Consider the following 24,291-nt stretch of genomic DNA (forward strand, 5'->3'; position numbering starts at 1 on the left):
GCTCAGCGCTTCGACAATCGCCAGAGATTGCGATTGACGCGCTTGGCGTAAACCGCAAGGGCGCGGTCGGCGGCGCGATGCGGCTGGCCGGCGGCGACGCTCATCGCCGCCTCTATGCTGGCGTCGGCGGCGGCTTTGATCTTTTCCACGACCATCAGCTTGCTCTCGCGTCTGCCGCGCGCGCCGCCCGTGGCGATCTTCATCAGCCGCAAGCCGATCACCTGATTGGCGACGAAGCTCATCTTGAGCGTGTCGAAGAAAAGCTTGTTCATTCCCGATCGACCTCGGCGCATCGCAGCCTCCCGTCAAGGCAAATAGCGCAGCCACGGCGTTGTCCAACTGTCACCGTTAAGCATCGCAAGTAACGGGCGCTGCGTCGCTACGCCATCGCCGAGCGCAAACCGAGGCGCTCGACGAAGGGATCGAAATCCCTGTCGCTGTAGAGCAGCGGCAGATCGCTTTCGATGCAGCGCGTGGCGATGATCGTGTCGATGGTTTTCCTCGGCGTGACGCCGAGACCGCGCAGCTTGCGATAGTTTTTTGCCGCGCGCAGGGCGATTTCCTTGCCGCCGAGTTCTATGATCGTCAGTGTGGTCAGGAATTTCTGGGCGCGGTTGAAATCGCGGTCCCGATCGAAGCCTTGCAGCACTTCGGTCAAGATTAAATCGCCGATCGCGATCAACTCCTCGTCCAGCAGCTCATCCAGACGGTCGGTCTGAGGCGAGGCGACGCCACGAAAATAGTCGATCCAAACGCTGGAATCGACGAGGATCATTTTTCGGTTTTCTTATCCGTGCGCATAGCGTCGAGATCGCCGCGCCAGTCGAGCTTTCCGCGCAGGCTTCGGATTTGCTTTTGCCGCTGAAGGCGCAGCAGCGTCCGCAGCGCGAGTTCGACGGCTTCCTTTTTGGTCTTGAGGCCCGTCGCCTTTAGCGTTTCCTGCATCAATTTGTCGTCGATGACGATATTGGTGCGCATGTGTATAAAACTCCATTAGTGTACACATACTACGCCTGTGGCGCTGCCTTCAAGAGCAATGAGCGCGTTTGAGTAGCCCCCTCCCCAGCCCTCCCCCGCGTCGCTTCGCTTCGCGGGGGAGGGAGCAGATTCGGGAAGCGGGGAGGGGGATTGCGAAACATTGGGCGTCAGCCAACGATCGGCATTGGCGGAATCTTGACAAGGCGCCGAGTCGGACTCCCTCTCCCGCTTTAGCGGGGGAGGGTTGGGGAGGGGGCGAAGCTCATGCGGCAATCTCGCCGAACAACGGCTTACGCACGAAAACTGCGGCGCGAGATGACCCACGCCGAGCGGAAACTCTGGAGCGCGCTGCGCCGCCACGGCCTCGCCGGGGCGCAGTTCCGTCGGCAGGCGCCGTGCGGACCCTACATCGCGGATTTTCTCTGTCACGGCGCAAGGCTCGTCGTCGAGGTCGACGGCGCGACTCATTCGACCGAGGCGGAGCGCTCTCGCGATGCAAAACGCGACGCTTGGTTCGCCGCGCACGGCTATGCGGTTTTGCGTGTGACGAATGCGGAGGTTTACGAGCAATTCGAGGGCGTGCTGGAAACGGTCTGGATGCGCGCGGCGGAGCGGTTGCCCCCTCCCCAGCCCTCCCCCGCTGAAGCGGGAGAGGGAGTAGATTCGGCGTTTTATCGGGAACTCGCTAAAGCCGATCGCTAGCGTCCCCTCTCCCGCGCAGCGGGGGAGGGACAGGGAGGGGGCGTAGAGCCTTCCCGCTTCCATCCCGACGCCGTCTCACCCATATTGCGGCCATGGCCAAACCACCCGGAAAGCCCAGAGACCCGGCGCGGCCGACGCGCGGCAAGGCGGCGAAGCCGGAGGTCGCGCCGCTCGCGCCGCATCTCGTGCAGCTCCTCAATCCGGCGCTCGCGCCCGGGTTCGGCGAGGCGCCGCAGGCCGCCTATGACGCCTCGTCGATCCAGGGCCTCGATGAGGAAGACATCGAGAAATACGGGCTCGGCGAGGGGTTTCAGGCCGGGGGCGGCGTCGAGGCCACCGCCGACAGTCTTGCGCAATTGCTGCGCCTTGGCGATCCGAACATTCGCGACCAAAAGCCCTGGACGCCGCATCGGCCCGAGCGGCCGGCCAAGTCCGAAGGCGGCGTAAGGTTCGACCTCGTCTCCGAATACACGCCCAAGGGCGACCAACCTGCGGCGATCGAGGAACTGGTCAACGGCATCGCGGCGCAGGAACGCGATCAGGTGCTGCTCGGCGTCACCGGCTCCGGCAAGACCTTCACCATGGCGAGCGTGATCGAACGCGTGCAGCGGCCGGCGCTTATTCTCGCGCCGAACAAGACGCTCGCCGCGCAGCTGTACGGCGAGTTCAAGAGCTTCTTTCCCAACAACGCCGTCGAATATTTCGTCTCCTATTACGACTACTATCAGCCCGAAGCCTATGTGCCGCGCTCGGACACCTATATCGAGAAAGAATCCTCGGTGAACGAGCAGATCGATCGCATGCGCCACGCCGCGACGCGCGCGCTGCTGGAGCGCGACGACGTCATCATCGTCGCGTCGGTCTCCTGCATCTACGGCATCGGATCGGTCGAAACCTACACGGCGATGACCTTCTCGGTGACGCTCGGCGAGAAGCTGGAGCAGCGGCAGCTCGTCACCGACCTCGTCGCGCTGCACTACCGCCGCACCGGCGCCGATTTCACCCGCGGAACCTTCCGCGTGCGCGGCGACACCGTCGACATCTTCCCGGCCCACTATGAGGACCGCGCCTGGCGCATCAGCTTCTTCGGCGACGAGGTCGAGTCGATTTCCGAATTCGATCCGCTGACCGGCAAGAAAACGGTCGACCTCGAATTCGTCAAAGTCTACGCCAATTCGCATTATGTGACGCCGAGGCCGACGCTGCTGCAGTCGATCAAGGCGATCAAGGAAGAATTGCGCGCGCGGCTCGATGAATTGCACCGTTCCGGGCGTCTGGTGGAGGCGCAGCGGCTCGAGCAACGCACCCGCTTCGATCTCGAGATGATGGAGGCTACCGGCTCCTGCGCCGGCGTCGAGAATTATTCGCGCTATCTCACCGGCCGCAGGCCGGGCGAGCCGCCGCCGACGCTGTTCGAATATCTTCCCGACAACGCGCTGGTCTTCGCCGACGAGAGTCATGTCAGCATTCCGCAGATCGGCGCGATGTACAAGGGCGACTTCCGCCGTAAGGCGACGCTCGCGGAATATGGCTTCCGTCTGCCGTCCTGCATGGACAATCGCCCGCTGCGCTTCGAGGAATGGGACGCGATGCGGCCGCAGACCGTTTCGGTTTCGGCGACGCCGGGAAACTGGGAGCTCAATCAGACAGGCGGCGTCTTCGTCGAACAGGTGATTCGCCCGACGGGATTGATCGATCCGCTCGTCGAGGTGCGTCCGGCGCGCGCTCAGGTCGACGATCTTCTCGACGAAGCGCGGGCGACCGCACAGATCGGCTATCGCTCGCTTGTCACCGTGCTCACCAAGCGCATGGCGGAAGATCTGACCGAATATCTGCATGAGAACGGCGTGCGCGTGCGCTACATGCATTCCGACATCGACACGATCGAGCGGATCGAGATCATCCGCGATCTGCGGCTCGGCGCCTTCGACGTGCTCGTCGGCATCAATCTGCTGCGCGAGGGCCTCGACATTCCCGAATGCGGCCTCGTCGCCATTCTCGACGCTGACAAGGAAGGCTTTCTGCGCTCGGAAACGTCGCTCGTGCAGACGATCGGCCGCGCGGCGCGCAATGTCGACGGCCGCGTCATCCTCTATGCCGATCAGATCACCGGCTCGATGAAGCGCGCGATGGGCGAAACCGACCGTCGCCGCGCCAAGCAGGAAGCCTACAATCTCGAGAACAACATCACGCCGGCGTCGATCAAGCGCGGCATCGCCGACATTCTCGGCTCGGTCGCCGAGCAGGATCATGTGACCATCGACACCGGCTATGACATCGCGCCGGGGCATAATCTCGCGGCGACGATCGCCGATCTCGAAAAGCGCATGAAGGCGGCGGCGGCCGATCTCGCCTTCGAGGAGGCGGCGCGCATGCGCGATGAAATCCAGCGGCTGCAACGCGCCGAATTGCTCGCCGAGGCGAGCCCGCAATTTCGCGCCTCCTTCGGTCGGGGAGGGCGCGGCGCCATACGCCGTGACGAAGAGGAAAAGCTCGCGACCCGCGCCCATAAGCCGACCGACGCCGACATGGGACCGCATAATTTCGGCGGCGGCGAAGCGCGGCCTCTGGGTCGGCTCACGCCGCCGCCGCGCGTCTCGCCACGTTCTTCGGGCGGCAAGCCTGGCACGCGCACGGTGAAGGGCAAGCCGAAGTGACGCGGTTTTTTCCTTCTCCCGCTTGCGGGAGAAGGTGGCCCTCGCGTCAGCGAGGGTCGGATGAGGGCGCGAATGCGTGACGACACGCCAAGGGAAAGGCTCCGGCAAGCGCGCACGCTTCGTCAGGAAATGACCATAGCGGAAGCGATTCTATGGAAACATCTGCGTGGGCGCGGGCTGCTCGGCATGAAGTTTCGGCGCCAAGTTCCATTGGTCCTTACATCGCGGATTTCGCCTGTGTGTCTGAGCGCCTGATCATTGAGCTCGACGGGCCGCCGCACGAAAGTACCGAACGGCGAAAGCGGGACCAGAGGCGCGATGATTGGTTCTTGAGCAACGGGTGGCGTGTGTTGCGCTTGTCGAATGAGCGTGTGATCGGAGGCGCGGCGCTTGATGACATTTCGCGCGTGTTGGATGAGCCCTCATCCGACCCGGCTTCGCCGGGCCACCTTCTCCCGTAAACGGGAGAAGGAATCGCGCCCCCAACTCCCCGGTTCACAAATCCTTCGTTCTCGACTAGGGTCCGCGCCCAAGTCCGCTCCCCGGCCGGGGCAGCGGGTTTTTCGCATTTCACGCGCTATCTAAGCCGCGCGGCAAAACGCGCGGCGGAGAGCGCCTCACAAGGAACCACATGGCCAAGGAAGAACTGCTCGAATTTCCCGGCGTCGTCACCGAACTGCTGCCGAGCGCGATGTTTCGCGTCAAGCTCGAAAACGACCACGAAATCATCGCCCATACCGCCGGCAAGATGCGCAAGAACCGCATCCGCGTATTGACCGGCGATAAGGTGCTTGTCGAGATGACCCCTTATGATTTGACCAAAGGGCGTATAACATATCGTTTCCGGTAATTTTCTTTTGGCGGAGCGACATTCTTGACAGCCAATCCTCCAATCGCCCGTCCCAAGCTCGTTCTCGCCTCCGCCTCGCCCCGGCGCCTGGCGCTGTTGCAGCAGGCCGGGCTCGACGCCGACGCCCTGCTGCCGGCGGACATCGACGAGACGCCGCACCGCGGGGAATCGCCGCGCGCCTACGCCGCCCGAATCGCCAGCGAAAAGGCGGCTGCTGCGGTAAAGCTGCGCGCGACGCAGCCCGAGCTGAAGGAATCCTTTCTCATCGCCGCCGACACCGTCGTCGCCGTCGGCCGGCGCATCCTGCCTAAGGCCGAGACGCGGGAGGAGGCCGAGGAGTGCCTGCAGCTGCTCTCGGGACGCCAGCATCGGGTCTATTCGGCGGTGAGCCTGATCACGCCGCGCGGCTATGAGCGCAAGCGTCTCGTCGAGGCGCGGCTGCGATTCAAGCGTCTCGGCTCGACCGAGATTGAGGCCTATCTCTCGACTGGCGAGTGGCGCGGCAAGGCGGGCGGCTACGCCATTCAGGGACGCGCCGGCGTGTTTCTGGTGAAGATCGTCGGATCCTACACGGCCGTCGTCGGCCTGCCGCTGCACGAGACGGTGTCGCTCCTCGCAGGCGAGGGATATCCGGTGCTCGCGCCGTGGTTCGCGATGGCGTGACGCTGAGCTAAGCCCCGAGATAGCGTCGCGAGAATCGCGCGCCGAGCCGGGTGAGAATCTCATAGCCGATGGTGCCGGCGCGCGACGCCGCTTCCTCGAGGCAAATGCCGTCGCCCAGCAGCTCGACCCACTCGCCGCGCTGCGCGGCCTCGCGCGGCGCCTTTGAGACATCGAGCACGACATAATCCATCGAGACGCGCCCGATGAAGGGGCAGCGGACGCCGCCAACCAGCGCTTCGCCCGCCGGTTTGCCATCGCAGCCGGTGGCGCCGATCGGCACGCCGTCCGCATAACCGACGCCGATCGTGGCGATGCGCGTGCGCGTTTGCGCCGACCAGACCGCGTCATAGCCGACGCTGATTCCCGGCTCGATGTCGCGCACCGAGAGGATGCGCGCCGTCAGCCGCGCAACCGGGCGCACCGGACATTCGGCATAGGGCGTCGGATTGCCGCCATAGAGCGCGTAGCCGGGCCGAATGAGATCGAAATGCGGGCGCTGCGGCAGGAACACGGCCGAGGAATTCGCCATCGAGGCGGGAATCTCGGCGAAGCGCGCCCGGGCGTCGAGGAACGCCTCGATCTGCCGGGCGTTGCAGGCGGCGTCGCGCATTTGCGAGCTGACGAAATGGCTCATCACCAGCGTAGGCGCGATATGGCGCGCGCGTTCCGCCGCCTGCGCCGCCTCGCTGATCGGAATTCCGAAGCGATTCATCCCCGTGTCAAAATGGATGGCGGCTTTGGGCTTGCGCCCCGTCGCCGCCCATTCGTCGATTTCGCCGAGCGAACCCAAGGCTGGGATAAGATCGGCGGCGACGAGCCGCGGCGCCGCGCCGGGCACGAGCCCGTCCAGCACATAAATGGTCGCGCCGTTGGCGACGGCCCGGGCCGCTTCGCCTTCGACGACATTGGCGACGAAAAAGGTTCGGCAGCCGGCCGAGAGCAGCGCGCGCATCGCGGGCGCGAGCCCCAAGCCATAGGCGTCGGCCTTCACCACCGCGCCGCATTCCGCGCCGCCGGCCAGCCGCGCCATCGTGCGCCAATTGTCGGCGAGGGCGGCGAGATCGACGATCAGAACGCCGGTCTCCGCCGGATCCGAAGGCTCGATCCGGGGCCGAAGGCGCGCAGCGGGTTCGTTGATTCCCATCTCAACGCCATTTTAGGCCGCAAAACGCGGCGTCCAGATGGCGACCGCATTCTACTCTGAATTTGGCAAAAGACGTTCAAATTTCGCGCGCACCTCGGGAGGCAGGCGGCGCGCGCGGCCGGCTTCGACGCACACAATCCGGACCTTGGCGCGGACAAGCAGTTCCGCCTGCCGCAAAACCCGCTGCTCAAGCGTGAGCGAGGCGCCGCCGAACTCAAGAGTCTCGGTTTCGACAGTCAGCAGGTCGTCCATTGTCGCGGGCTTTTGAAAGTCGACGTCCATCGACCGGACGACGAAAAAAATCGGCGCGCCTGCGGCGCCCGCCAGCAGCGCGCGCTGATCAAGCCCCAGCGCGCGCAACATCTCCGTGCGCGCCCGCTCCATGAAACGCAAATAAGAGGCGTGATAGACGAGTCCGGAAAAATCCGTGTCCTCGTAGTAGACTCGAATGGAGAGGGACTGACATGGTTCGATCGTCGTCATTCTGCGTTCGGCTGGCGGCTAGGTTGGAGTTTCATCAAAGAGGGGAATTGGCTTGAACGCGGCTGTTCTTGATACTGAGCGAAATAATCGCATTTATAGGCATACGCTCTCAGGCGGCGAAGAGCGTCGCTCGCGCGCCAAGGCGCGTCGCAACCATAACCGAGGAGCTTCCATATGTCTTTCCAGATTGGCGACACCGCGCCGGATTTCGAAGCCGATACGACGCAAGGACACATCAAGTTTCATGACTGGATCGGCAATTCCTGGTGCATTCTTTTCTCGCATCCCAAGGATTTCACGCCGGTCTGCACAACCGAACTTGGCTACATGGCCAAACTCGAGCCGGAATTTAAGCGACGCAACGTCAAGATCATCGGCTTGAGCGTCGATCCGGTCGACAATCACGCCAAATGGGCGGTCGACATCGAGGAAACTCAGGGCGCGAAGCCGAATTATCCGATGATCGGCGACCCGGACCTGCGCATCTCCAAGCTCTATGGAATGTTGCCCGCGAGCGCGGGAGGCGACGCCAGCGTCAGGACGCCGGCCGACAACCAGACCGTTCGCAACATCTTCGTCATCGGGCCAGACAAGAAGATCAAGCTGATCATGGTCTATCCGATGACGACCGGCCGCAACTTCGATGAAGTGCTCCGAATCATCGACTCGCTGCAATTGACCTCCACACATAAGGTGGCGACGCCCGTCAACTGGCGGCCGGGCGATGACGTCATCATCGCGGGTTCGGTCTCCGACGAGGACGCCAAGAAGATCTATCCGGACGGCTGGAACGCGCCGCGGCCCTATCTTCGCATTGTTCCGCAACCGAAATGATGCGCGGCAGGAAAGCGCGCGATGATCTTCCGGCAACTGTTCGATAGCGTCTCCAGCACCTACAGCTACCTCCTCGCCGGCAATCGCGGCGGGGAGGCGCTGATCATCGACCCGGTGCTCGACAAGGTTGACCGCTATCTGCAGCTGATGCGCGAACTCGATCTTCGGCTGGTCAAGGCCGTCGACACGCATACTCACGCCGATCATATCACCGGCCTCGGCGCGCTCCGCGACCGCACGCACTGCATCACGGTGATGGGCGAGCGCAGCAACGCCGACGTGGTGTCGATGCGCGTTCGCGAAGGCGAGCGCATCCGCATTCCGGGCGTCGAGCTCGATGTTCTCTACACGCCTGGTCACACGGACGATTCATACAGCTTTATGATGGCCGACCGGGTGTTCACCGGCGACACGCTGTTGATCCGTGGCACGGGCCGAACCGATTTCCAGAACGGCGACGCGCGGGCGCAGTACGAGTCGCTTTTCGGCAAGCTGCTGAAGCTTCCCGACTCGACGCTTGTCTATCCTGCGCACGACTATAAGGGCGATACGGTCAGCACGATTGGCGAGGAGCGGGCGTTCAATCCGCGTTTGCAGGTTAAATCCATCGATGAATATGTCGCGCTGATGGAAAGCCTGCATCTGCCCAATCCGAAAATGATGGACGTCGCGGTGCCGGCGAACATTCACATCGGATTGCATCAGGAGGACATCGCGCGGCGCGGCTGGTCGTTGACGCCGCAAGAAGCGCTCGACGTTCTCGGTCAGCCTTCAACAGCTCTCGTCGATCTGCGCGAGGCGCGCGAGCGCGAAGTTCATGGCGTTATCCCCGGCTCGCTGCATATGCCCTATGACGAACTCGACGAGCATATCCGGGACGGCGGCCTGTTGCATGAATTGGCGGTCGCCACCGGCAAGCGCATCGTTTTTTATTGCGCATTCGGCGAGCGTTCGGCGATGGCGGTCGAGGCCGCGCAGGAAGCGGGATTAACGTCCGCCCGTCACATCCAGGGCGGCATCGACGCCTGGATAAAGGCGGGCGGTCCGCTCGTAGGCTAATTTGGACATTGGCTCGATCGAGTCGACTCCTCCGAAGGATCTGGAAAGCGTAGCTTGAGACGCCATGTACGCTCCTACGGAGTGTGCATCATGAACTCGAAATTTCTAAGCCGCGCGCTGAAGGCGCTGGAGCATGCCGGCGAGATCGCCGCCGTTCTCTTATTTGGCGCAATGATTTATTTCGTGCTCACCGCGTGAGCGCCGATTAGTCTTCGCCTTCGCCAAACAATCCGAACTGCGCGGCAGGGCGCGCCGGCTCGGCGAGGCCAAGGTGACGGAAAGCGTGCGGCGTCAGCAGGCGCCCGCGCGGCGTGCGCTGCAAGAAACCCTGCTGCAAAAGAAACGGCTCGATGATGTCCTCGATCGCGTCGCGCGGCTCCGACAGCGCTGCGGCGATCGTCTCGATGCCGACCGGGCCGCCGCCGAAATTGACGGCCACCAGAGTGAGATAGCGACGATCCATCACGTCGAGGCCGATTGAATCGACCTCGAGGAGCGACAGAGCGTGATCGGCGAGTTTGCGGGTGATTGATCCCACGCCATCCACCACGGCGAAGTCGCGCACGCGTCGCAGAAGTCGGCCGGCGATGCGCGGCGTGCCGCGCGAGCGCCGGGCGATCTCTTTCGCGCCCGAGCCGTCGACGCCGATCCCCAGCACACGCGCGCCGCGCTTGACGATCAGCTCCAATTCTTCCGGCGTGTAGAAATTCAGCCGAACAGGAATGCCGAAGCGGTCGCGCAGCGGCGTCGTCAGGAGGCCGGCGCGCGTCGTCGCGCCGACGAGGGTGAATTTCGCAAGGTCGATCTTCACCGAACGCGCCGCCGGGCCCTCGCCGATAATCAGGTCAAGCTGGAAATCCTCCATCGCCGGGTAGAGGATTTCCTCCACCGCCGGATTGAGCCGGTGAATTTCGTCGATGAACAGCACGTCGCGCGGCTCGAGGTTGGTGAGCAGCGCCGCGAGATCGCCGGCCTTGGCGATGACGGGGCCGGAGGTGGAGCGAAAATTGACGCCAAGCTCGCGCGCGACGATTTGCGCCAGCGTGGTCTTGCCTAATCCCGGCGGACCGACGAGCAGCACATGATCGAGCGCGTCGCCGCGCGTCTTGGCGGCCTCGATGAAGACCTTGAGATTGGCGCGCGCCGCCTCCTGACCCGTAAAGTCCGAAAGCGATAGCGGGCGAAGCGACGCGTCGGCGTCGTCCTGGCGCTGTTCGGGGCTGACAAGGCGCGCGGGGGTGTTCAAAGGGGCGGCTCCCATGCGCTGGCGCAGGCGCTGTGCTAAGATGCGGCAAACGGAGCCGCGCCGTGAATCGCCCGTCCTCGCAATATGAGTATATGTCCCTCGATGATTTCGAGGAACTTTTGCCCGACAAGCCCGCCGATGAGAAGTGGGAGCTGATCGGCGGCCGCGTCGTGCGCATGATGGTCGGCGCGCGGTGGGAGCACAAGCGCATCATCCAAAATCTGACCATCGCCCTGATGAACGAGTTTCGGCGGCGCGGGTCGGACTGTCGCCCTTTCGACGAGACGTTCTACCTGAAGCAACGGCTGCTCGATCTTGCGTGCTTTCCCGATGTTATGGTGCGTTGTGGGCCGCTATCGCCCGACGCGACCTCGCTCGACGACCCGGTCGTGCTCATCGAAGTCGTATCAAAAGGCTCCGCTCAGCGCGACAGATGGGAAAAATGGGGGCTTTATCAAAAGCTTCCGTCGCTGCAGCATTATGTGCTGGTCGAGCGCGACCATCTCGCCGTTGACGTCATCGACCGCGTCGAGGGCGGGTTCTTCGAACGCCCGAGACTCGGCGCAATAGAAGAGACCATGCGCCTCCCGGCGATAGAGTTCGAAATGAGCCTCGCCGAAATCTATCGCGACGTGATCGCGGCATAGCGCCGCCGTTCAGCGCGCGAGTTCACGCAGGGCTTGGCGAATCAGCGCGCTCGGCTCCGCGGCTTCGCCAAGCTGCTTGAGACTCTCGGCTACAGCGGCCGCCGCTTGCGGGCGCCCATAGCCGAGATTGACCAGAGCGGAAATCGCGTCGCGCGCGGCCGACGGGGCGGCTTCGGGCTCCTCGCCGGAGAGCCGCGCGATGGCAGGGTCGACGGCGCCGAAGGCGGGGGCCTTGTCCTTCAGCTCCGCGACGATGCGCGCGGCGAGCTTCGGGCCGACGCCCGGCGCGCGGGAGACGGTCGCCTTGTCCTGCATGGCGATCGCCGAGGCAAGATCATTCGCCGGAAGAATTGAAAGGATCGCCAGCGCCACTTTGGCGCCCACGCCCTGCACGGTTTGCAGCAACCGGAACCAGTCGCGCTCAGACTCGGTCGCAAAGCCGAAGAGCCGGATTGAATCTTCGCGCACCTGCGTTTCGATGGCGAGCGCGGACGCCTCGCCGACGCGCGGCAGCTTTTGCAGCGTGCGTGTCGAACAATGCACCACATAGCCGACGCCGTTGACGTCGAGGATGACGAAATCCTCGCCATAGCTGTCGATGAGGCCTTTGAGCTTGCCGATCATGCCGAAATCCGCAGTCTCGCGCCGCGATGCTGGGCGTGGCAGATCGCCACCGCCAAAGCGTCGGCGGCGTCGGCGCTCGTCGCTCCGCTCGCCGGCAGCAACACCCGCACCATCATCTGCACTTGCGTCTTGTCGGCGTGGCCGGCGCCGACGACGGTCTTCTTGACGAGATTGGCGGCGTATTCGGCGATGACGAGGCCGGCGAGCGCGGGGGCGGTCAGCGCCACGCCGCGCGCCTGTCCGAGCTTCAAGGCCGACTGCGGATCGCGATTGACGAAGGTCTCTTCGATCGCCGCTTCCTGCGGCGCATGGTCGGCGATGACGCCCATCAGGCCCAAATGCAGCTGCGAAAGCCGCTCGCCCATGTTGAGGCTCGCGTCCGAGCGCACGCGCCCGCAGGCGATGAAGGAGAACCGCGAGCCCTGCGCCTCGATGACGCCCCAGCCGGTGTTGCGCAGGCCAGGATCAATGCCGAGGATGCGAATCGGGGCAGGGGTCATGCTGCGAGCGTAGGCGGAAAGCGGCATTGGGGCGAGACTCTTGCGGCGTCTTTTGCGGCGTCTCGGACGCTTCAGGGCGGTCGTGTCTCCGGCCGCTCGCGCGTTTTGCCGTCCAGCAGACAGCTGACAGTTACGTCGCCCATGACGTTGATGGCTGTCCGGCAGCGGTCCAGGAACCAGTCGATGGTGAAAAGCATGGCGATGTAGTCGGTGGGCAGCGCCACCGCCTTGAAGACCATGGTCATCGTCACCAAACCCGCTTCCGGAATGCCGGCTGCGCCCACGGATGCGACGACGGACGTCACCACGACGATGAATTGCTGGCTGAGCGTCAAATGCATGCCGAGCAATTGCGCGACGAACAACGCCGACATGGCTTCATAGAGCGCCGTGCCGTCATTATTGAAGTTCGCGCCGACGAGCGCGCCCATGCTGGCGGACTCCTCGCGCAGACCGACATTTTCGCGCAGGCGCGCATAGGTCACAGGCATCGTGGCCGTGGAGCTGCCGGTCGAAAACGCCATGACCAAAGCATCGCGCACGCCCCGCAGCAGTTCGAGTGGGCGCACCCAGGAGCCCAGCCGCACGCGAATGAGGTAGTAGCCGGCTTGCAATGTCAGCGCCGCGAGCACGGCGACGACGAAGCCCCCCAATGCGAGAAAATCGGCAAAGCCCTTCACGCCGACGATGCTGGCGACGATGCCGAACACGGCCAGCGGCACCAGATCGATGATCCAGTGCAGAATCGTAATCAGGCTGGTCAGCGCCACGTGAACGAGGTCTTCGACGGTGCGCACCTCATGATGCCGCAGGCTTCTCAGCGCGACGCCGAGCGCCACCGCGATGAAGATGACGCCCATCACCGCGCCATTGTCTGAAAATGGCCCGCCGATGCTTTTGGGCACGCTGTCCAGGAATTGCGCGAGAGGATCGGCGCCGGCGGCAGCCTTGGCGGGCGGGTGCGCCGGCGCGGGGTTCGACCAGGAACCGGGTTGAAGGACATTGGCGACAAGGAGGCCGATGCCGATCGCCACCAGCGTGTTGGTCAACAGCAGCGTCACCAGCCGCAGCGCCTTCCGGCCGCCAAGATGCGCGCGCATCAGCGCCTGCATGATCGCCAGCAGGATCAGCGGAGGGGCAAGCGCCCCCAGCAGCCGCAGAACGAGCTTCGCGGGAATTTCGAGCGCCGCCGCCTGGTCGCCAAGCGTGACGCCAACGATAAGCCCCAGCGCCACGGCCCCCAGAATGCGCAGGTAAAGGGGCGTCGCGCGCCACCAGCCGAGGACGCTCTGGCGGCCGGTCGTCCGTTCCGCATCTTGTGAGATCAACTGGGACGACCTTGTTTTGGCAATAGAGTGTGTGTCGAGGCGACATGAGAGCTTTTCCGCCCTCTTCGGCTTGCGATCAAGCCTCCGCTTTCGTCACCGCGTCCGCGACAGCGTCAAACGCCAGCATCGTCGAGCCGTGTCGGGCCTTGTAGTCGCGCACCGGCTCCAGCACCGCGAGGTCGGCCCATTTGCCTGATGGCGGGGGGCCGTTCTCCTTGAGCATTCGGCGCAGCGCGTCGCGCGCCTCGCGCAGCTCCTGCGGCGTGGAGCCGACCACATTGCGCGCCATGATCGAGGCCGACGCCTGGCCGAGCGCGCAAGCCTTCAGCTCATGCGCATAGTCGGCCACTTTCCCGTCTTCCAGCCTCAAATCGACGGTGATCGTCGAGCCGCAGAGTTTGGAATAGGCCGAGGCGGTCGCGTCCGGGCGCGGCAGCCGGCCGATGCGCGGAATGTTTCCGGCAAGCTCCAGAATGCGTTGATTGTAAATGTTGTCGAGCATCGCCGCCGGTGCATCCAAGCCAAGGCCTTACCATCGCCTTGGTAAATCTCTATATAGGATTTTGCGCGTCCTCGCGAAAGCGGCGGGTCGCGCCGGGGCCGTCAGCGGCCCTCGTTAGTCTCGAATTCTCGCGTGATCTCGAACCATCTGGAGAGGGCGACGATTTGAGTGGCGCCTTGCACGTTTCGTGCTAGGCGCGAGGCGGCCGACGCTTTTTTGAGGGCGGGCGGCGTTAGTCAGTTGGAGGCGCCACATGGATGACGTGGTTAAGACCTGTCCCTTTTCTTCGCTCGAAACGGTGAAAACCGTCGAACGCCCCTCCCGCGATGAAGCCGAAGCCGCCGTGCGCACCCTGTTGCGCTGGGCGGGAGACGATCCGGACCGCGAGGGGCTGCGCGACACCCCGCGTCGCGTCGTCAAAGCCTATGAAGAGTTCTTCAGCGGCTATCGGGAGAGCGCCGACGAGGTCCTGTCGAAAGTCTTCGAGGAGGTTGAAGGCTACGACGATCTCGTGCTCGTTCGCGACATTCCCTTCACCTCGCATTGCGAGCACCACGTCGTGCCCTTCGTTGGAAAGACGCACATCGCCTATTATCCGGCGGGCGGGGTGGTCGGTCTGTCGAAGCTTGCCCGGCTTGTCGAGATTTTTGCCCGTCGCCTCCAAACTCAGGAGGCGATGACGGCGCAGATCGCGGCGGCGATCGACGAAGCGCTCGCGCCGCGCGGGGTCGCCGTGATGGTCGAGGCGGAACATATGTGCATGTCGATGCGCGGCGTGATGAAGCAGGGATCGTCCACGGTCACCATGCAGTTTTCCGGCGTTTTCCGTGACGATCCGGCCGAGCAGGCGCGTTTCTATACGCTGCTGCGCGGGGCGCGGTGATGTCGCAGGCGTCCAGAGAGGTGGAGGAGGGGAGCGTTTTCGCGCCGAAATTCGACGCGAACGGCCTCATCGTCTGCGTCACCACGGAGGCGGCGACGCGCGACGTGCTGATGGTCGCCTATATGAACGCACTCGCGCTCGAAAAGACCATCGAGACGGGTTTCGCCCATTATTGGTCGCGGTCGCGGCGCTCGCTCTGGCGCAAAGGCGAAACGTCGGGTCAGACGCAAAAGGTGCTCTCGCTGCGCGTCGACTGCGATCAGGACGCCGTGCTGCTCGAGGTCGAAGTCGGCGGCGACGGCAAGGCTTGCCATACGGGGAGGAAGTCCTGCTTTTATCGGGCGCTCGGCGACGATGGCGCGCTGGTTTTCTCCGCCGATGGCGCGTAGGCGCCATTACTTGGCGGAAAGTTAACCTGAAGGCCACCTTCCGAAGCGCAGGCTGGTCTCCAAATATATCTTGTGCCGCTGACCACGACGGCGACAGCGGCGCAGAAGGGCCCGCATGTTGTCGCTACGCTCACGCAACCCCCAACTTCTCGATGCCAATGCGGCCAGCGCGATGACGGACGAACCACAAGCGCCTCCGACGACCCTCGTTCGCAAGGCGGATACCGAGGCCAAGCAGCAAAGACGCGGTCAGCCGACGATCGGACTGGCGCTCGGCGCAGGCGCGGCGCGCGGCTGGTCGCACATCGGCGTGCTGCGCGAGCTCGCCGCCCATGACATCAAGCCCGATGTGATCGCGGGGACATCGATCGGCGCCGTCGTCGCCGGATGCTACGCCGCCGGCAAACTTGATCAGATCGAAGCCTTTGCCCGCACCCTGACCAAGCGGCGCGTCTTCACACTGATGGATCTCTCATTTTCCGGCGCGAGCCTCATCACCGGCGAACGGTTGCGATCCGCTCTGGAGAAGGAGCTCGAAGGCGTGGAGATCGAAGACCTGCCCATACCCTTCGCGGCGGTGGCGACTCAGGTCGGCACGGGCCACGAGGTGTGGCTGCAGCATGGCTCCCTGTCGCTTGCCATCCGCGCATCTTATGCGCTGCCCGGCGTTTTCGAGCCGGTGCGCATTGGCGATCGCTGGCTCTTTGACGGCGCGCTGGTCAATCCCGTGCCGGTCACCGTGTGCCGCGCGCTCGGCGCGGAATATGTGATCGCTGTGAACGTCACGGCCGACACGATGTATCGCGCGCGCGTCATCCGTGACGATCCCGCCGCGCTGCATCGCGCCGCGGAGGCCGGGCCGTTCGGGGAAAAGGCCGACGCGTCCTTCGTCGATCGGTTCCTGCCCCGCTATTTCGATCGTCAGCCGGGCGATGCGCCGAACGTCGCCACTGCGATGATCGACGCCTTCAACATCATCCAGGATCGAATCCTGCGTTCCCGGTTGGCTGGCGACCCGCCCGACGCCACGATCACGGCGCGCTTGGAGGAGGTCGGCATGTTCGACTTTCACAAGGCGGAGCAGCTCATCCATGTGGGGCGCGAGGCGACGAAGCGCGCGCTGCCGAACATTTTCGCCCACATCCCGCTGCCGGCCTCGTCTAGTCCTTAGGCTTGGGCGATGTATTCGCGCATCGATCGGTGCTCTTCCTCGATGACGCGAATGCGGTATTTGACGACGTCGCCGATCGACACGAGGCCCACGAGGCGCGTTTCCCGGACCACGGGAATATGCCGGCGCCGTTCGATGGTCATCACGCGCATCGTATTCTCGACGGCGTCGTCTTCTCTCGCTGGCTGGGGACTGGGCTGCATATAGGCAGATATGCGCTGCGTCAGCGCCTCTGGCCCGTCGAGCGCGACCGCTGAAACGATATCGCGCTCGGCGATCAGTCCAGCCAGTCGGCCGCTGTTATCGAGAATGACGAGCGCGCCGATTCGATAGCGCATCATGAGCTGAGCCGCCTCTTGCAGCGTCGTGTCGGCGCTCGCAGTCACCACTTCTCTTCCTTTCTCCGCGAGTATGTTCGAGATCGTCATCTGGCCCTCCTTTTCGCTCTTGATCGGCCTCCCTTGCCAGCCGAAGAGCGTTACTGCGAACTCAGGGCATGCCGACCCGCGCGATCGAAGAAGTTGAAAAAGAGCAGGCCGAACAAAAACCCTCCGACGTGCGCTTCCCAAGCGATCGCGCTCGACACGCCGACCGCCTGCGGAAAGACGCCAAGAAGCAGGTTCACCGCTAACCATGCGACAAGGAAAAACATCGCCTGTCGGTTCAATGGCAGTTGCGACAGCGAAGTGAAATGCGATTCCTCGTCGTATGGCGTTCGGGGGCTGCGCCTGTTGTCCGCCAGCCGCGCACCTGGCGTAAATGCGAAACGCACAATTGCCCCCATTGTTCCAGAGATTGCGCCTGATGCGCCCACGACAGGGGCGATTTCGTAAGGGTGCAGCGCAAGAAACAACAACGCGCCTGCGAACGCGCTTGCGGCGAGAAAGAGGAGGTAGCGGGCCGAACCGAAACGACGTTCGACCGGCGTGCCGAATGCTGCAAGCGCTAACGCATTCACGATGAGATGCGTCCAATCGCCGTGCAAAAAAAAGTAGGTCAGCAGGGTGGCGTATTCGGCGCCGCCTTCAAGCGTCACGCGCGCCGGGATGAAGGCGAACGTCGTGAGCAGCCAGTTTGAGAACTCCAAAGGACCGTAAGCGACGACGAGCTGCGTCGCCGTTAGCGCGACGATCAGCGTCTTCGTCACTGTCGGGAGATTAAAAATTCGTTCTCGACTTGCGGGCACGTTCGCTCCTGTCCGTTTTGCTGGGCAAGGGCCCGCGCAGCCTCAATGCTAATCTAGCGCGACCGGCGTCGGCCAGCGTCCCGATTTGAGGCGCCTGGCGGCGAGGGCAAAAACTGATTCGTGAGCGCCGAGCGGGTCGCTCGAGATCGCTTCCGTCAAGTTCAGCTTGTTGCTTTCTCTCGCCTTTTTGTAGGTACGGAATCCTGGCCGTTGGTCAGCGCCGCCATTTTGGCGATCGCCGCTCCGATGGCACGATGGCTGCTCCCTTCGGGAAAGGTTGGAACGCTGAGGGGGAGAGTGTCCCAATCCTGGGCGGGGGCGCGCGAGCGTCGGGCGGATTAGTTAGAATGAGATTGCCGGTCACCAGAGATCTTTACGACTATTGGGGGCGATTGAAGGGAGAACGGACGGCGCCGGATCGAGCGGAGATCGATCCCGTCGCGATTCGCCACATTCTGCCCGACATATTCATCATCGAAGTGGACCCGGAGGGCCGACTTCCGCTCCGTCTCTGTGGCGCTCGGGTTAACGCCCTCTGGCAGCGCGAGCAGAAGGGACGCCTCTTCCTTGGATGGTGGACAGCGCAGCGGCAGGAGGCGGCGGCTGAGGCGATTCGCCGGGTCATCGACGCCGAAACGCCGCTTGTCGCGCAAGCCCGGACGGCGCTGGGTGCGTCGGAATTCGAACTTCTGCTTCTGCCTCTGCGCCATTTCGGCAAGAGCTGTTCGCGCGTAATGGGGTCGCTTGCGCCCGCGCAGCGGCTTGATTGGGTGGGAATTCGCCCCGTGGGACCGCTCGATCTGGTCGCCGCGCGGATGCTGGAGGATAAGCGGACGGAGCGCTCGAAAGAGGGTTGGCGCCGCAGCCCGATCGCGCGCCGCGCGGCCTCCAACGGCTAGCGGGCCGCTGCAATACTCGAGTCGCGATGTGAGCCTAGCTGTCGGACGACGGTATACCGCCTGCGGAAGCCACGGCTTTCGACCAGCCGCTTCATCGTGGGCGAGACAGTCGATCCGGCTCTGAACGTTGCGCCGTTGTGGCGCCGGCGCCACACCAGCCGGAATTCCGACCGAGCGCCCGCAAGATCCGGGGCTTTTGGATTGACTGTGCGCGGCCTCGACTGATTGAGTGCAATGCATGGCGAGCGATCGCTGAAGTTTCAACAAGGCAATCGGGCGAAGTTTTTCCGCCTCCAAGGAACGAGGACTCAGATGAAAAAAGCTCTTTCCGTCGCCGCTCTTGTGGTTGGGCTGACGGGCTCGGCTTTGGCGGCCGATCTTCCCAGCTACAAGGCCCCTCCGCCGCCCCCGCTGCCGCCGCCGCCGCTGTGGACCGGCTTTTACGTTGGCCTGAATGCTGGCGGGACATGGGGCAACAGCAACAACATCTGGACCTCGTCAGCTCCGATTTCCTCCTTCCCCGGGAACCCCGGGCTCCGTTATGCCACATTTTCCGCGCTCGGCGCGTCGGGCGTTTCGCAGGGCAACACCAGCGGATTCATCGGCGGCGGCCAGATCGGCTATAACTGGCAGTTCTGGGGCGGCCGCCTTGTCGCGGGCGCTGAGGCCGACATCCAGGGCGTCGCCGGCAGCAACAGCAACAAGACTTCGGTTACCGCGGCTGGCGCATTTCCGTTTTTCGGCGCCAGCGAAATCTTGACAACCGCGATCACGACCTCGAAGCGTCTCGACTATATCGGAACGGTTCGCGGCCGACTCGGCTGGCTCTTCACCCCGACCTTGCTTGTTTACGGCACCGGCGGTCTTGCCTATGGCGGCGTCTCCGTGTCGACCGGCATCGCCCAGTTCAACAATGACTGCGCTCAGTTCCCGGGGAACTGTATCTCTAGCGCCGCTTTCTCGTCCGGAGCCTTTTCCGACACGCGCGTCGGCTGGACGGCGGGCGCCGGCTTGGAGTGGATGTTCATGCCGAACTGGTCCGCCAAGGTCGAATATCTGTATTACGATCTCGGCAATGTCAGCTACTCCGCGGGCCTCTTGGCGACCTTCGGCAATACGTTCCTTACGAACAGGCTCGTCGCCGGAGTGGTTTCGCAGTCCCAGACTCGCTTTAACGGCAACATCGTCCGCGCCGGCGTGAACTATCACTTCAACTGGGGAGCTGCCCCGATTGTTGCGAAATACTGATCGAGCCTGAACGATCGATATAGAGAGCCCGGCCGATTGGCCGGGCTCTTTTTTGCCGGCGGCGAGCGACGGGCTTCGTCAAAACCTTTCGACGCGCGGCGCATTGCCTGCCCGCCAGCGACTGTATATCAAATTGCTTATTGAGTTCGGTACGATAGGCGTTCAGCGTGTATCGCGAAGATGTTTTCGATCTTATCGATCGGCTCGCGCGCGCCGATCGGCGGAGTGTCCGCTACAACCTCCTTGATGAAGTCTTGCTCCTTGATGAAGTCTTGCAGGCGGCGGGCGTCTCTCATGTCGGGTATGTCGCCTTCAACCTGCCGACCCGCCGCGCCGACCGCCCGCTGCTGTCCGCCATTCACGCCGCCTCGTGGCGAAAATCCTATGCCCAGGCGCGCCGTGTCGACCTCGAGCCCGTCGTACGCGCGGGGTTCGGGGGAATAACGCCAGTCGATTGGCGCCTGCTGGATCGCGACGATCCGGTGGTTGAAAAACTCCTGGGCGAAGTGCTGGAGTTCGACCTCGGCGCCAATGGCTTCTCCATTCCCCTGCGCGGCCGAAGCGGCGAATATGGGCTGTTTAGCGTCTGCTGCGCTGAGGACGCTTCATCCCCGCCGCCGCGGCGCCGCGCCCTGATTCGCCGGCTCATGGTTATGAGCGCGATCTTTCACGCCAGCGTGCGAGGCGCCCTTGCCGTCGAACCCCACGTCGAAATGCGGTTGTCGGATCGGGAGCTCGCGTGCCTGCGCCTTAAGGCCCAAGGAGCCAGCGATCATGAGATCGGGGTCGCGCTTGGCGCTGCTCCAACCACCGTGCGCTTCTGGCTCGAAACGGCGCGCGCCCGGCTTCGCGCCGCCTCGGTCGATAATGCCGTCGAGGAGGCCTGCCGGATAGGGCTCATCCGCGTCGGCGTCGAACGGCTTCGTTCCGTGATCGAGTCGATTCCCGCTGACTTTCCTTCAATCAATCGGCGGGAGCGATGATCGCGCTGCTGCCCGGCGAATCGCGCGCGCTCTTCCCCCGACTCATGGATGAGATGTATGGCCTGCGTCTCGCATCTGCTCGCGCGCATGTCAGTCACCCGTCCGGCGCCGTCCATCGGCTGTCGGTCGTCGATTATTTTGATTCGCTGGATCCGCTCTACGTCCTTGCGCTCGACGACATGGAATGCGTCGCGGGAGCGCTGAGGTTGCTGCCGACCGCCGGCGTCACGATGTTGAGCGCCGCTTTCGCAGGGGGGTTGCCGGATGGGTTACGCGTCGAAAGCCCGCTGATTTGGGAAGCAAGTCGTTTGACGCTCCACGCTGTCGGAGATGCTCGCGCGACGGAGGCCGCCATCGATCGCACGATTGGTCAACTCGGCGTCGCGCTAAATGCGATCGCCGAGACCGCCGCTCTGACGCATATGATCGGCGTTTTTGACAGGTCGATGCATCGCCTGCTGTCGCATCGCGGCTGCGCCGGTGAAACATTAGCGCCGCCGATGCGCATCGACGGCGCCGATATGTTTGCCGTGCTTTATGAGTTCGGCGCTGCGATGAACGCGCCGTTCAAAAGTCTCGCGGGCGACGCCACGGCGCCGCCGATCAATCTTGCCGATCTGGAAAGGCTGCGCCGAACGGGCTGCTGCCGGTCATGAGCAAAACGATCTCTCGCCGGCGAGCTATCCGAGAGGGAATACAAAATGGAGGGCGTCGGCGTCTCGCCGCGGGGCGGCGAGCGACGCTTCTTAGATTGGGCGCGACGGTCAGGCGTTCACGAATGCGGTGATCGCAAGCGTGATGGCGGCGGCGGCGGCGAAAATCGAGAGAATCGCTGAGATCGCATTCATGGCGTTTGTCCTATGGATCGCTGCCCCATTGTGGAAACGAAGAGCCGCATCTGAGGCAGGCGCGACAAATTAGCGCACTGACTCGAAAATAAGCCAAGTGGGAAAAGCTGTTGCGATGCACGTGCCGCGCTACTCATGAGCGTGCGGCGTCGTTTCAGCTTGCGGCCAGTAATCCGGCTTTAAACAATGACTAGTCGGCTAGGCTTCAGCCCCCGTGCGCCGCAATGACGATTAATCCGTCAGGGACATAAGCTTCGCTTTAAGGTCGCCGATTTCCAATTCGGCCTGCACGTGAGCGCTGACGTCATATTGCACGCCGAGGAAATACAGGAGGCGGCCGTCGGCGTCGAAGAGCGGGGTGATGTTGAGCTTGTTGTGAAAGAGCGCGCCGTCCTTGCGATAATTGCGCAGCGTGACTTCGATCTGTTCTCGATTGCGGAGCGCTTCGCGCAGCCGCAGTCTCCCTTCTTGGTCGCGGTCCTCGCCCTGAAGAAAGCGGCAGTTGCGTCCGATTATCTCGTCGAGCCCGTAGCCGGTGATTCGCATAAACGGTCGATTGGCGTAGATGATCGGCGAATCTTCGAGGTCGGGGTCCGCCAGCGTGACCCCATTGACGCAGGCGTCGAAAATGGTCGTCAGCATTTTCGGAATGATTTCCGCTTCCTTTCGCAAGGCGAAAAGCTGGCCTTTGTTCTGGCTTCTGGCGCGCGCCCACACCCGATAGGCGCTAGGCGCCATGCCGGTGAAACGCCGGAACGCGCGCCGAAAACTCGCCTCGTCGGCGAAGCCGGCGCTGGAGGCGAGCTCCTTGACTGGCTTGGCGCTGGTTTCCAGCAACATGCGCGCGGTCTCGACGCGTATCCGATCAATGAATGTCTTGGGCGACTCTCCGGAGGCCAGTTTGAGCCTGCGATGCAGCGTCCGCTCGGACGTCGAAAGAGCCCGTGCGAGCTCCTGAGCGCTCATTGCCGAATCGGACTGCCGGATGATGCGCTCGGCGTCAGCCAGAAAGGCGCCGGCGCCTTCGTTCAGCGCCGCTGCGTTATAGACGGTCGGGCCGCGCTGCGCGCCTTTGATGGGCGCGGTCTCGCCCAGGGTGAACTCCGCCGCGATCCGCGCCGCTTCAACCCCGCAAAGCGCACGAACGACATGCAGAGCGACGTCGATCCACGACAGGGGGCCGGCGGAGGTGACCACGCGACGGTCCTCGATGAGCCGCGCGCCCCAGGCGGCGTCGATTCGGGCGTACCGCTGCTTCAGCTCCTCATGATGCCGCCAGCTCGTCGTGCAGCGGCGGCCATCGAGGAGACCCGCCTCGCCGAGAAGAAAAGCGCCAGATCCACAGCCTGCGATGAGCGCGCCGCGCGCATGGTGGCGGCGTAGCCAGGCGGCCGCCGCGCCAAAGCGCGACATGTCCGGCGGCTTTTCGTCCTCATCGGGCCAGAAACTCGGCACGATGATCGCGTCGCAGCTCGTAATAGCCTCGAAGGACGCGGCGATGGGGAAGCTTGCCCCCGCGCGATCGCGGATCGACTCGCCGTCCGCGCTTGCCGTAACCACATAGAAAGGATCTTCAGCGCTTTCAGTGGGCGCGGCGGCGCCAACGACGGCGCGCCGCGCGAGCGTCAAAACATCCGTCAATCCTGAGAAAGCCGAGCCTAGGCATTCATTTAGGCCGACGATGACGATCTTACGCATCCGCCCCAACCTTTGGCGAATTATGAAGCCTGTTTGGCTATTGCGCCATCCTGACCTAGATTACTTCTAATCTCATCCTGCGCTCGTCGAGGCATCTTTGGCTCCGGCGGGGGATGCATACATATTGACGACGACGCCCGGCCCGCCGCGGCTCTCGTCATGGAGGTGAAAAATGAAGGCGAATTGGAAGAAATATTTGCCTTGGGTCCTGTTCGTCGCAGTCGGCGCGTTGCTTTTCGGGCTGTTCCAGCATCAGCAGACCCGCACGCCGGCTCGCGAGATCACCTTCAGCGAGCTGCTGGTGCAGATCGACGAAGGCCGCGTCCATGACGTGATGATGTCCGGCAATGAGATTTCCGGCCACTTTAACGACAACCGTTCCTTCACGACCTACGCGCCGAGCGATCCCGGCCTCGTGCAGAAGCTTGAGTCGAAGAAGGTGCAGATCAGCGCCAAGCCCGCGAACGACAGTCCAGGTTGGCTCTCGACTCTTCTCGTCAACGGGCTGCCGCTGCTGCTCTTCATCGCCGTCTGGATTTACATGGCGCGGCAGATGCAGGGCGGGGCAGGCGGCCGCGCGATGGGCTTTGGCAAATCGAAAGCGAAACTGCTGACGGAGACGCAAGGGCGCGTCACCTTCGAGGACGTCGCCGGCGTCGACGAAGCCAAGGAGGATCTGCAGGAGATCGTCGAATTCCTGCGCGATCCGCAGAAGTTCCAGCGGCTCGGCGGGCGCATCCCGCGCGGCGTGCTGCTCGTTGGACCGCCC

28 protein-coding genes and 1 pseudogene are annotated in these 24,291 nt (G+C 63.6%); 16 read left to right on the plus strand and 13 right to left on the minus strand.

What is annotated here, in order from left to right; translation table 11 throughout:
* Positions 1 to 2: 2 nt before the first annotated feature.
* The 3 genes from ACR65W_RS17335 to ACR65W_RS17345 all read right to left on the minus strand — a co-directional run bounded on the left by ACR65W_RS17335 (position 3) and on the right by ACR65W_RS17345 (position 978).
* The gene (locus tag ACR65W_RS17335) at positions 3 to 272 is read right to left on the minus strand and encodes a hypothetical protein (protein WP_434500751.1); all 270 of its coding nucleotides are present in this window, start codon (positions 270 to 272) and stop codon (positions 3 to 5) included.
* Between the two features lie 107 nt (positions 273 to 379).
* Positions 380 to 775, minus strand: a complete 396-nt coding sequence (gene vapC, locus ACR65W_RS17340) for a type II toxin-antitoxin system VapC family toxin (protein WP_434500752.1) — start codon at positions 773 to 775, stop codon at positions 380 to 382.
* Positions 772 to 978, minus strand: coding sequence for a type II toxin-antitoxin system VapB family antitoxin (locus ACR65W_RS17345; RefSeq protein ID WP_434500435.1), 207 nt, complete (start codon positions 976 to 978; stop codon positions 772 to 774). Before ACR65W_RS17345 ends, vapC begins: the two co-directional genes overlap by 4 nt.
* 264 nt (positions 979 to 1,242) lie before the next feature.
* Here ACR65W_RS17345 and ACR65W_RS17350 point away from each other — a divergent pair, with 264 nt between their 5' ends.
* The 5 genes and pseudogenes from ACR65W_RS17350 (at position 1,243) to ACR65W_RS17370 (ending at position 5,850) form a co-directional block, all read left to right on the plus strand.
* Positions 1,243 to 1,680, plus strand: a complete 438-nt coding sequence (locus ACR65W_RS17350) for an endonuclease domain-containing protein (protein WP_434500434.1) — start codon at positions 1,243 to 1,245, stop codon at positions 1,678 to 1,680.
* 92 nt (positions 1,681 to 1,772) lie between these two features.
* Positions 1,773 to 4,337 carry an excinuclease ABC subunit UvrB gene (uvrB, locus tag ACR65W_RS17355; protein ID WP_434500433.1) on the plus strand — a complete coding sequence of 855 codons (2,565 nt, stop codon included), beginning with the start codon at positions 1,773 to 1,775 and terminating at the stop codon, positions 4,335 to 4,337.
* Between the two features lie 72 nt (positions 4,338 to 4,409).
* Positions 4,410 to 4,798: pseudogene (locus ACR65W_RS17360) on the plus strand (endonuclease domain-containing protein).
* Positions 4,799 to 4,968: 170 nt separating this feature from the next.
* A complete protein-coding gene (gene infA, locus ACR65W_RS17365; RefSeq protein WP_014890360.1) occupies positions 4,969 to 5,187 on the plus strand; it encodes a translation initiation factor IF-1 in 219 nt (72 codons plus the stop codon).
* Positions 5,188 to 5,211: 24 nt separating this feature from the next.
* Positions 5,212 to 5,850 (plus strand): Maf family nucleotide pyrophosphatase, encoded by a 639-nt coding sequence (locus ACR65W_RS17370; RefSeq protein ID WP_434500432.1) that lies wholly within the window; start codon positions 5,212 to 5,214, stop codon positions 5,848 to 5,850.
* Between the two features lie 7 nt (positions 5,851 to 5,857).
* On the opposite strand, the gene alr is transcribed toward ACR65W_RS17370, so the two are convergent.
* Complete coding sequence (alr, locus tag ACR65W_RS17375) at positions 5,858 to 6,994, minus strand: alanine racemase (RefSeq protein WP_434500431.1); 1,137 nt, start codon at positions 6,992 to 6,994, stop codon at positions 5,858 to 5,860.
* 51 nt (positions 6,995 to 7,045) lie between these two features.
* On the minus strand, positions 7,046 to 7,477 hold the full coding sequence (gene ybgC, locus ACR65W_RS17380; RefSeq protein WP_434500430.1) for a tol-pal system-associated acyl-CoA thioesterase: 432 nt from the start codon (positions 7,475 to 7,477) through the stop codon (positions 7,046 to 7,048).
* Between the two features lie 174 nt (positions 7,478 to 7,651).
* Between ybgC and ACR65W_RS17385 the strand changes: the two genes are divergently transcribed.
* Together ACR65W_RS17385 and ACR65W_RS17390 are read left to right on the plus strand one after the other, a co-directional pair.
* Positions 7,652 to 8,311 carry a peroxiredoxin gene (locus ACR65W_RS17385; protein ID WP_434500429.1) on the plus strand — a complete coding sequence of 220 codons (660 nt, stop codon included), beginning with the start codon at positions 7,652 to 7,654 and terminating at the stop codon, positions 8,309 to 8,311.
* 21 nt (positions 8,312 to 8,332) lie between these two features.
* A complete protein-coding gene (locus tag ACR65W_RS17390; RefSeq protein WP_434500428.1) occupies positions 8,333 to 9,370 on the plus strand; it encodes an MBL fold metallo-hydrolase in 1,038 nt (345 codons plus the stop codon).
* Between the two features lie 205 nt (positions 9,371 to 9,575).
* Here ACR65W_RS17390 and ruvB read toward each other — a convergent pair whose 3' ends face one another.
* A complete protein-coding gene (gene ruvB, locus ACR65W_RS17395) occupies positions 9,576 to 10,631 on the minus strand; it encodes a Holliday junction branch migration DNA helicase RuvB (protein ID WP_434500427.1) in 1,056 nt (351 codons plus the stop codon).
* A gap of 47 nt (positions 10,632 to 10,678) precedes the next feature.
* Here ruvB and ACR65W_RS17400 point away from each other — a divergent pair, with 47 nt between their 5' ends.
* A complete protein-coding gene (locus tag ACR65W_RS17400; protein ID WP_434500426.1) occupies positions 10,679 to 11,263 on the plus strand; it encodes a Uma2 family endonuclease in 585 nt (194 codons plus the stop codon).
* 9 nt (positions 11,264 to 11,272) lie between these two features.
* On the opposite strand, the gene ruvA is transcribed toward ACR65W_RS17400, so the two are convergent.
* The 4 genes from ruvA to ACR65W_RS17420 form a co-directional block, all read right to left on the minus strand.
* A complete protein-coding gene (ruvA, locus tag ACR65W_RS17405; protein ID WP_434500425.1) occupies positions 11,273 to 11,887 on the minus strand; it encodes a Holliday junction branch migration protein RuvA in 615 nt (204 codons plus the stop codon).
* Entirely contained in the window at positions 11,884 to 12,387 is a 504-nt protein-coding gene (gene ruvC, locus ACR65W_RS17410) for a crossover junction endodeoxyribonuclease RuvC (protein ID WP_434500424.1), read from the minus strand. The genes ruvA and ruvC overlap by 4 nt, the downstream gene beginning before the upstream one ends.
* Positions 12,388 to 12,458: 71 nt before the next feature.
* Positions 12,459 to 13,715 carry a dicarboxylate/amino acid:cation symporter gene (locus ACR65W_RS17415; RefSeq protein WP_434500423.1) on the minus strand — a complete coding sequence of 419 codons (1,257 nt, stop codon included), beginning with the start codon at positions 13,713 to 13,715 and terminating at the stop codon, positions 12,459 to 12,461.
* 76 nt (positions 13,716 to 13,791) lie between these two features.
* Positions 13,792 to 14,217 carry an iron-sulfur cluster assembly scaffold protein gene (locus ACR65W_RS17420; RefSeq protein ID WP_434500422.1) on the minus strand — a complete coding sequence of 142 codons (426 nt, stop codon included), beginning with the start codon at positions 14,215 to 14,217 and terminating at the stop codon, positions 13,792 to 13,794.
* 253 nt (positions 14,218 to 14,470) lie between these two features.
* Here ACR65W_RS17420 and folE point away from each other — a divergent pair, with 253 nt between their 5' ends.
* From folE to ACR65W_RS17435, 3 genes are all read left to right on the plus strand, one after another.
* A complete protein-coding gene (folE, locus tag ACR65W_RS17425; RefSeq protein ID WP_434500421.1) occupies positions 14,471 to 15,100 on the plus strand; it encodes a GTP cyclohydrolase I FolE in 630 nt (209 codons plus the stop codon).
* Complete coding sequence (gene hisI / locus ACR65W_RS17430; protein ID WP_434500420.1) at positions 15,100 to 15,489, plus strand: phosphoribosyl-AMP cyclohydrolase; 390 nt, start codon at positions 15,100 to 15,102, stop codon at positions 15,487 to 15,489. Before folE ends, hisI begins: the two co-directional genes overlap by 1 nt.
* A gap of 115 nt (positions 15,490 to 15,604) precedes the next feature.
* Positions 15,605 to 16,660 (plus strand): patatin-like phospholipase family protein, encoded by a 1,056-nt coding sequence (locus tag ACR65W_RS17435; protein ID WP_434500419.1) that lies wholly within the window; start codon positions 15,605 to 15,607, stop codon positions 16,658 to 16,660.
* Here the strand turns inward: ACR65W_RS17435 and ACR65W_RS17440 are convergent.
* Both ACR65W_RS17440 and ACR65W_RS17445 read right to left on the minus strand, forming a co-directional pair.
* Positions 16,657 to 17,088 (minus strand): CBS domain-containing protein, encoded by a 432-nt coding sequence (locus ACR65W_RS17440; RefSeq protein WP_434500418.1) that lies wholly within the window; start codon positions 17,086 to 17,088, stop codon positions 16,657 to 16,659. The two genes, ACR65W_RS17435 and ACR65W_RS17440, sit on opposite strands and share 4 nt — an antisense overlap.
* Before the next feature lie 50 nt (positions 17,089 to 17,138).
* The gene (locus ACR65W_RS17445; protein WP_434500417.1) at positions 17,139 to 17,846 is read right to left on the minus strand and encodes a rhomboid family intramembrane serine protease; all 708 of its coding nucleotides are present in this window, start codon (positions 17,844 to 17,846) and stop codon (positions 17,139 to 17,141) included.
* 347 nt (positions 17,847 to 18,193) lie between these two features.
* Between ACR65W_RS17445 and ACR65W_RS17450 the strand changes: the two genes are divergently transcribed.
* From ACR65W_RS17450 to ACR65W_RS17465, 4 genes are all read left to right on the plus strand, one after another.
* Positions 18,194 to 18,745: a PAS domain-containing protein gene (locus tag ACR65W_RS17450; RefSeq protein ID WP_434500416.1), complete on the plus strand. Its 552-nt coding sequence runs from the start codon at positions 18,194 to 18,196 to the stop codon at positions 18,743 to 18,745.
* Positions 18,746 to 19,057: 312 nt separating this feature from the next.
* Positions 19,058 to 19,993 carry an outer membrane protein gene (locus ACR65W_RS17455; protein WP_434500414.1) on the plus strand — a complete coding sequence of 312 codons (936 nt, stop codon included), beginning with the start codon at positions 19,058 to 19,060 and terminating at the stop codon, positions 19,991 to 19,993.
* Between the two features lie 167 nt (positions 19,994 to 20,160).
* The gene (locus tag ACR65W_RS17460) at positions 20,161 to 20,976 is read left to right on the plus strand and encodes an autoinducer binding domain-containing protein (RefSeq protein ID WP_434500413.1); all 816 of its coding nucleotides are present in this window, start codon (positions 20,161 to 20,163) and stop codon (positions 20,974 to 20,976) included.
* Entirely contained in the window at positions 20,973 to 21,632 is a 660-nt protein-coding gene (locus ACR65W_RS17465; protein ID WP_434500412.1) for an acyl-homoserine-lactone synthase, read from the plus strand. The genes ACR65W_RS17460 and ACR65W_RS17465 overlap by 4 nt, the downstream gene beginning before the upstream one ends.
* Positions 21,633 to 22,055: 423 nt before the next feature.
* Here the strand turns inward: ACR65W_RS17465 and ACR65W_RS17470 are convergent, their stop codons facing one another.
* The gene (locus tag ACR65W_RS17470; protein ID WP_434500411.1) at positions 22,056 to 23,522 is read right to left on the minus strand and encodes a helix-turn-helix domain-containing protein; all 1,467 of its coding nucleotides are present in this window, start codon (positions 23,520 to 23,522) and stop codon (positions 22,056 to 22,058) included.
* A gap of 172 nt (positions 23,523 to 23,694) precedes the next feature.
* Here ACR65W_RS17470 and ACR65W_RS17475 point away from each other — a divergent pair.
* Positions 23,695 to 24,291: ATP-dependent metallopeptidase FtsH/Yme1/Tma family protein (locus tag ACR65W_RS17475; protein WP_434500410.1), on the plus strand; the 597-nt coding region annotated here is incomplete at its 3' end.

The organism is Methylocystis sp., from assembly GCF_051062815.1.
Lineage (GTDB): Bacteria > Pseudomonadota > Alphaproteobacteria > Rhizobiales > Beijerinckiaceae > Methylocystis.

Excerpts from the sequence above, each read along its gene's own strand:
- ACR65W_RS17335 (WP_434500751.1), bottom strand. The coding sequence starts at position 272 with ATGAACAAGCTTTTCTTCGACACGCTCAAGATGAGCTTCGTCGCCAAT.
- vapC (WP_434500752.1), bottom strand. The coding sequence starts at position 775 with ATGATCCTCGTCGATTCCAGCGTTTGGATCGACTATTTTCGTGGCGTC.
- ACR65W_RS17345 (WP_434500435.1), bottom strand. The coding sequence starts at position 978 with ATGCGCACCAATATCGTCATCGACGACAAATTGATGCAGGAAACGCTA.
- ACR65W_RS17350 (WP_434500434.1), top strand. The coding sequence starts at position 1,243 with ATGCGGCAATCTCGCCGAACAACGGCTTACGCACGAAAACTGCGGCGC.
- uvrB (WP_434500433.1), top strand. The coding sequence starts at position 1,773 with ATGGCCAAACCACCCGGAAAGCCCAGAGACCCGGCGCGGCCGACGCGC.
- infA (WP_014890360.1), top strand. The coding sequence starts at position 4,969 with ATGGCCAAGGAAGAACTGCTCGAATTTCCCGGCGTCGTCACCGAACTG.
- alr (WP_434500431.1), bottom strand. The coding sequence starts at position 6,994 with ATGGGAATCAACGAACCCGCTGCGCGCCTTCGGCCCCGGATCGAGCCT.
- ybgC (WP_434500430.1), bottom strand. The coding sequence starts at position 7,477 with ATGACGACGATCGAACCATGTCAGTCCCTCTCCATTCGAGTCTACTAC.
- ACR65W_RS17385 (WP_434500429.1), top strand. The coding sequence starts at position 7,652 with ATGTCTTTCCAGATTGGCGACACCGCGCCGGATTTCGAAGCCGATACG.
- ACR65W_RS17390 (WP_434500428.1), top strand. The coding sequence starts at position 8,333 with ATGATCTTCCGGCAACTGTTCGATAGCGTCTCCAGCACCTACAGCTAC.
- ruvB (WP_434500427.1), bottom strand. The coding sequence starts at position 10,631 with ATGGGAGCCGCCCCTTTGAACACCCCCGCGCGCCTTGTCAGCCCCGAA.
- ruvA (WP_434500425.1), bottom strand. The coding sequence starts at position 11,887 with ATGATCGGCAAGCTCAAAGGCCTCATCGACAGCTATGGCGAGGATTTC.
- ruvC (WP_434500424.1), bottom strand. The coding sequence starts at position 12,387 with ATGACCCCTGCCCCGATTCGCATCCTCGGCATTGATCCTGGCCTGCGC.
- ACR65W_RS17420 (WP_434500422.1), bottom strand. The coding sequence starts at position 14,217 with ATGCTCGACAACATTTACAATCAACGCATTCTGGAGCTTGCCGGAAAC.
- folE (WP_434500421.1), top strand. The coding sequence starts at position 14,471 with ATGGATGACGTGGTTAAGACCTGTCCCTTTTCTTCGCTCGAAACGGTG.
- hisI (WP_434500420.1), top strand. The coding sequence starts at position 15,100 with ATGTCGCAGGCGTCCAGAGAGGTGGAGGAGGGGAGCGTTTTCGCGCCG.
- ACR65W_RS17435 (WP_434500419.1), top strand. The coding sequence starts at position 15,605 with ATGTTGTCGCTACGCTCACGCAACCCCCAACTTCTCGATGCCAATGCG.
- ACR65W_RS17440 (WP_434500418.1), bottom strand. The coding sequence starts at position 17,088 with ATGACGATCTCGAACATACTCGCGGAGAAAGGAAGAGAAGTGGTGACT.
- ACR65W_RS17450 (WP_434500416.1), top strand. The coding sequence starts at position 18,194 with ATGAGATTGCCGGTCACCAGAGATCTTTACGACTATTGGGGGCGATTG.
- ACR65W_RS17455 (WP_434500414.1), top strand. The coding sequence starts at position 19,058 with ATGAAAAAAGCTCTTTCCGTCGCCGCTCTTGTGGTTGGGCTGACGGGC.
- ACR65W_RS17465 (WP_434500412.1), top strand. The coding sequence starts at position 20,973 with ATGATCGCGCTGCTGCCCGGCGAATCGCGCGCGCTCTTCCCCCGACTC.
- ACR65W_RS17470 (WP_434500411.1), bottom strand. The coding sequence starts at position 23,522 with ATGCGTAAGATCGTCATCGTCGGCCTAAATGAATGCCTAGGCTCGGCT.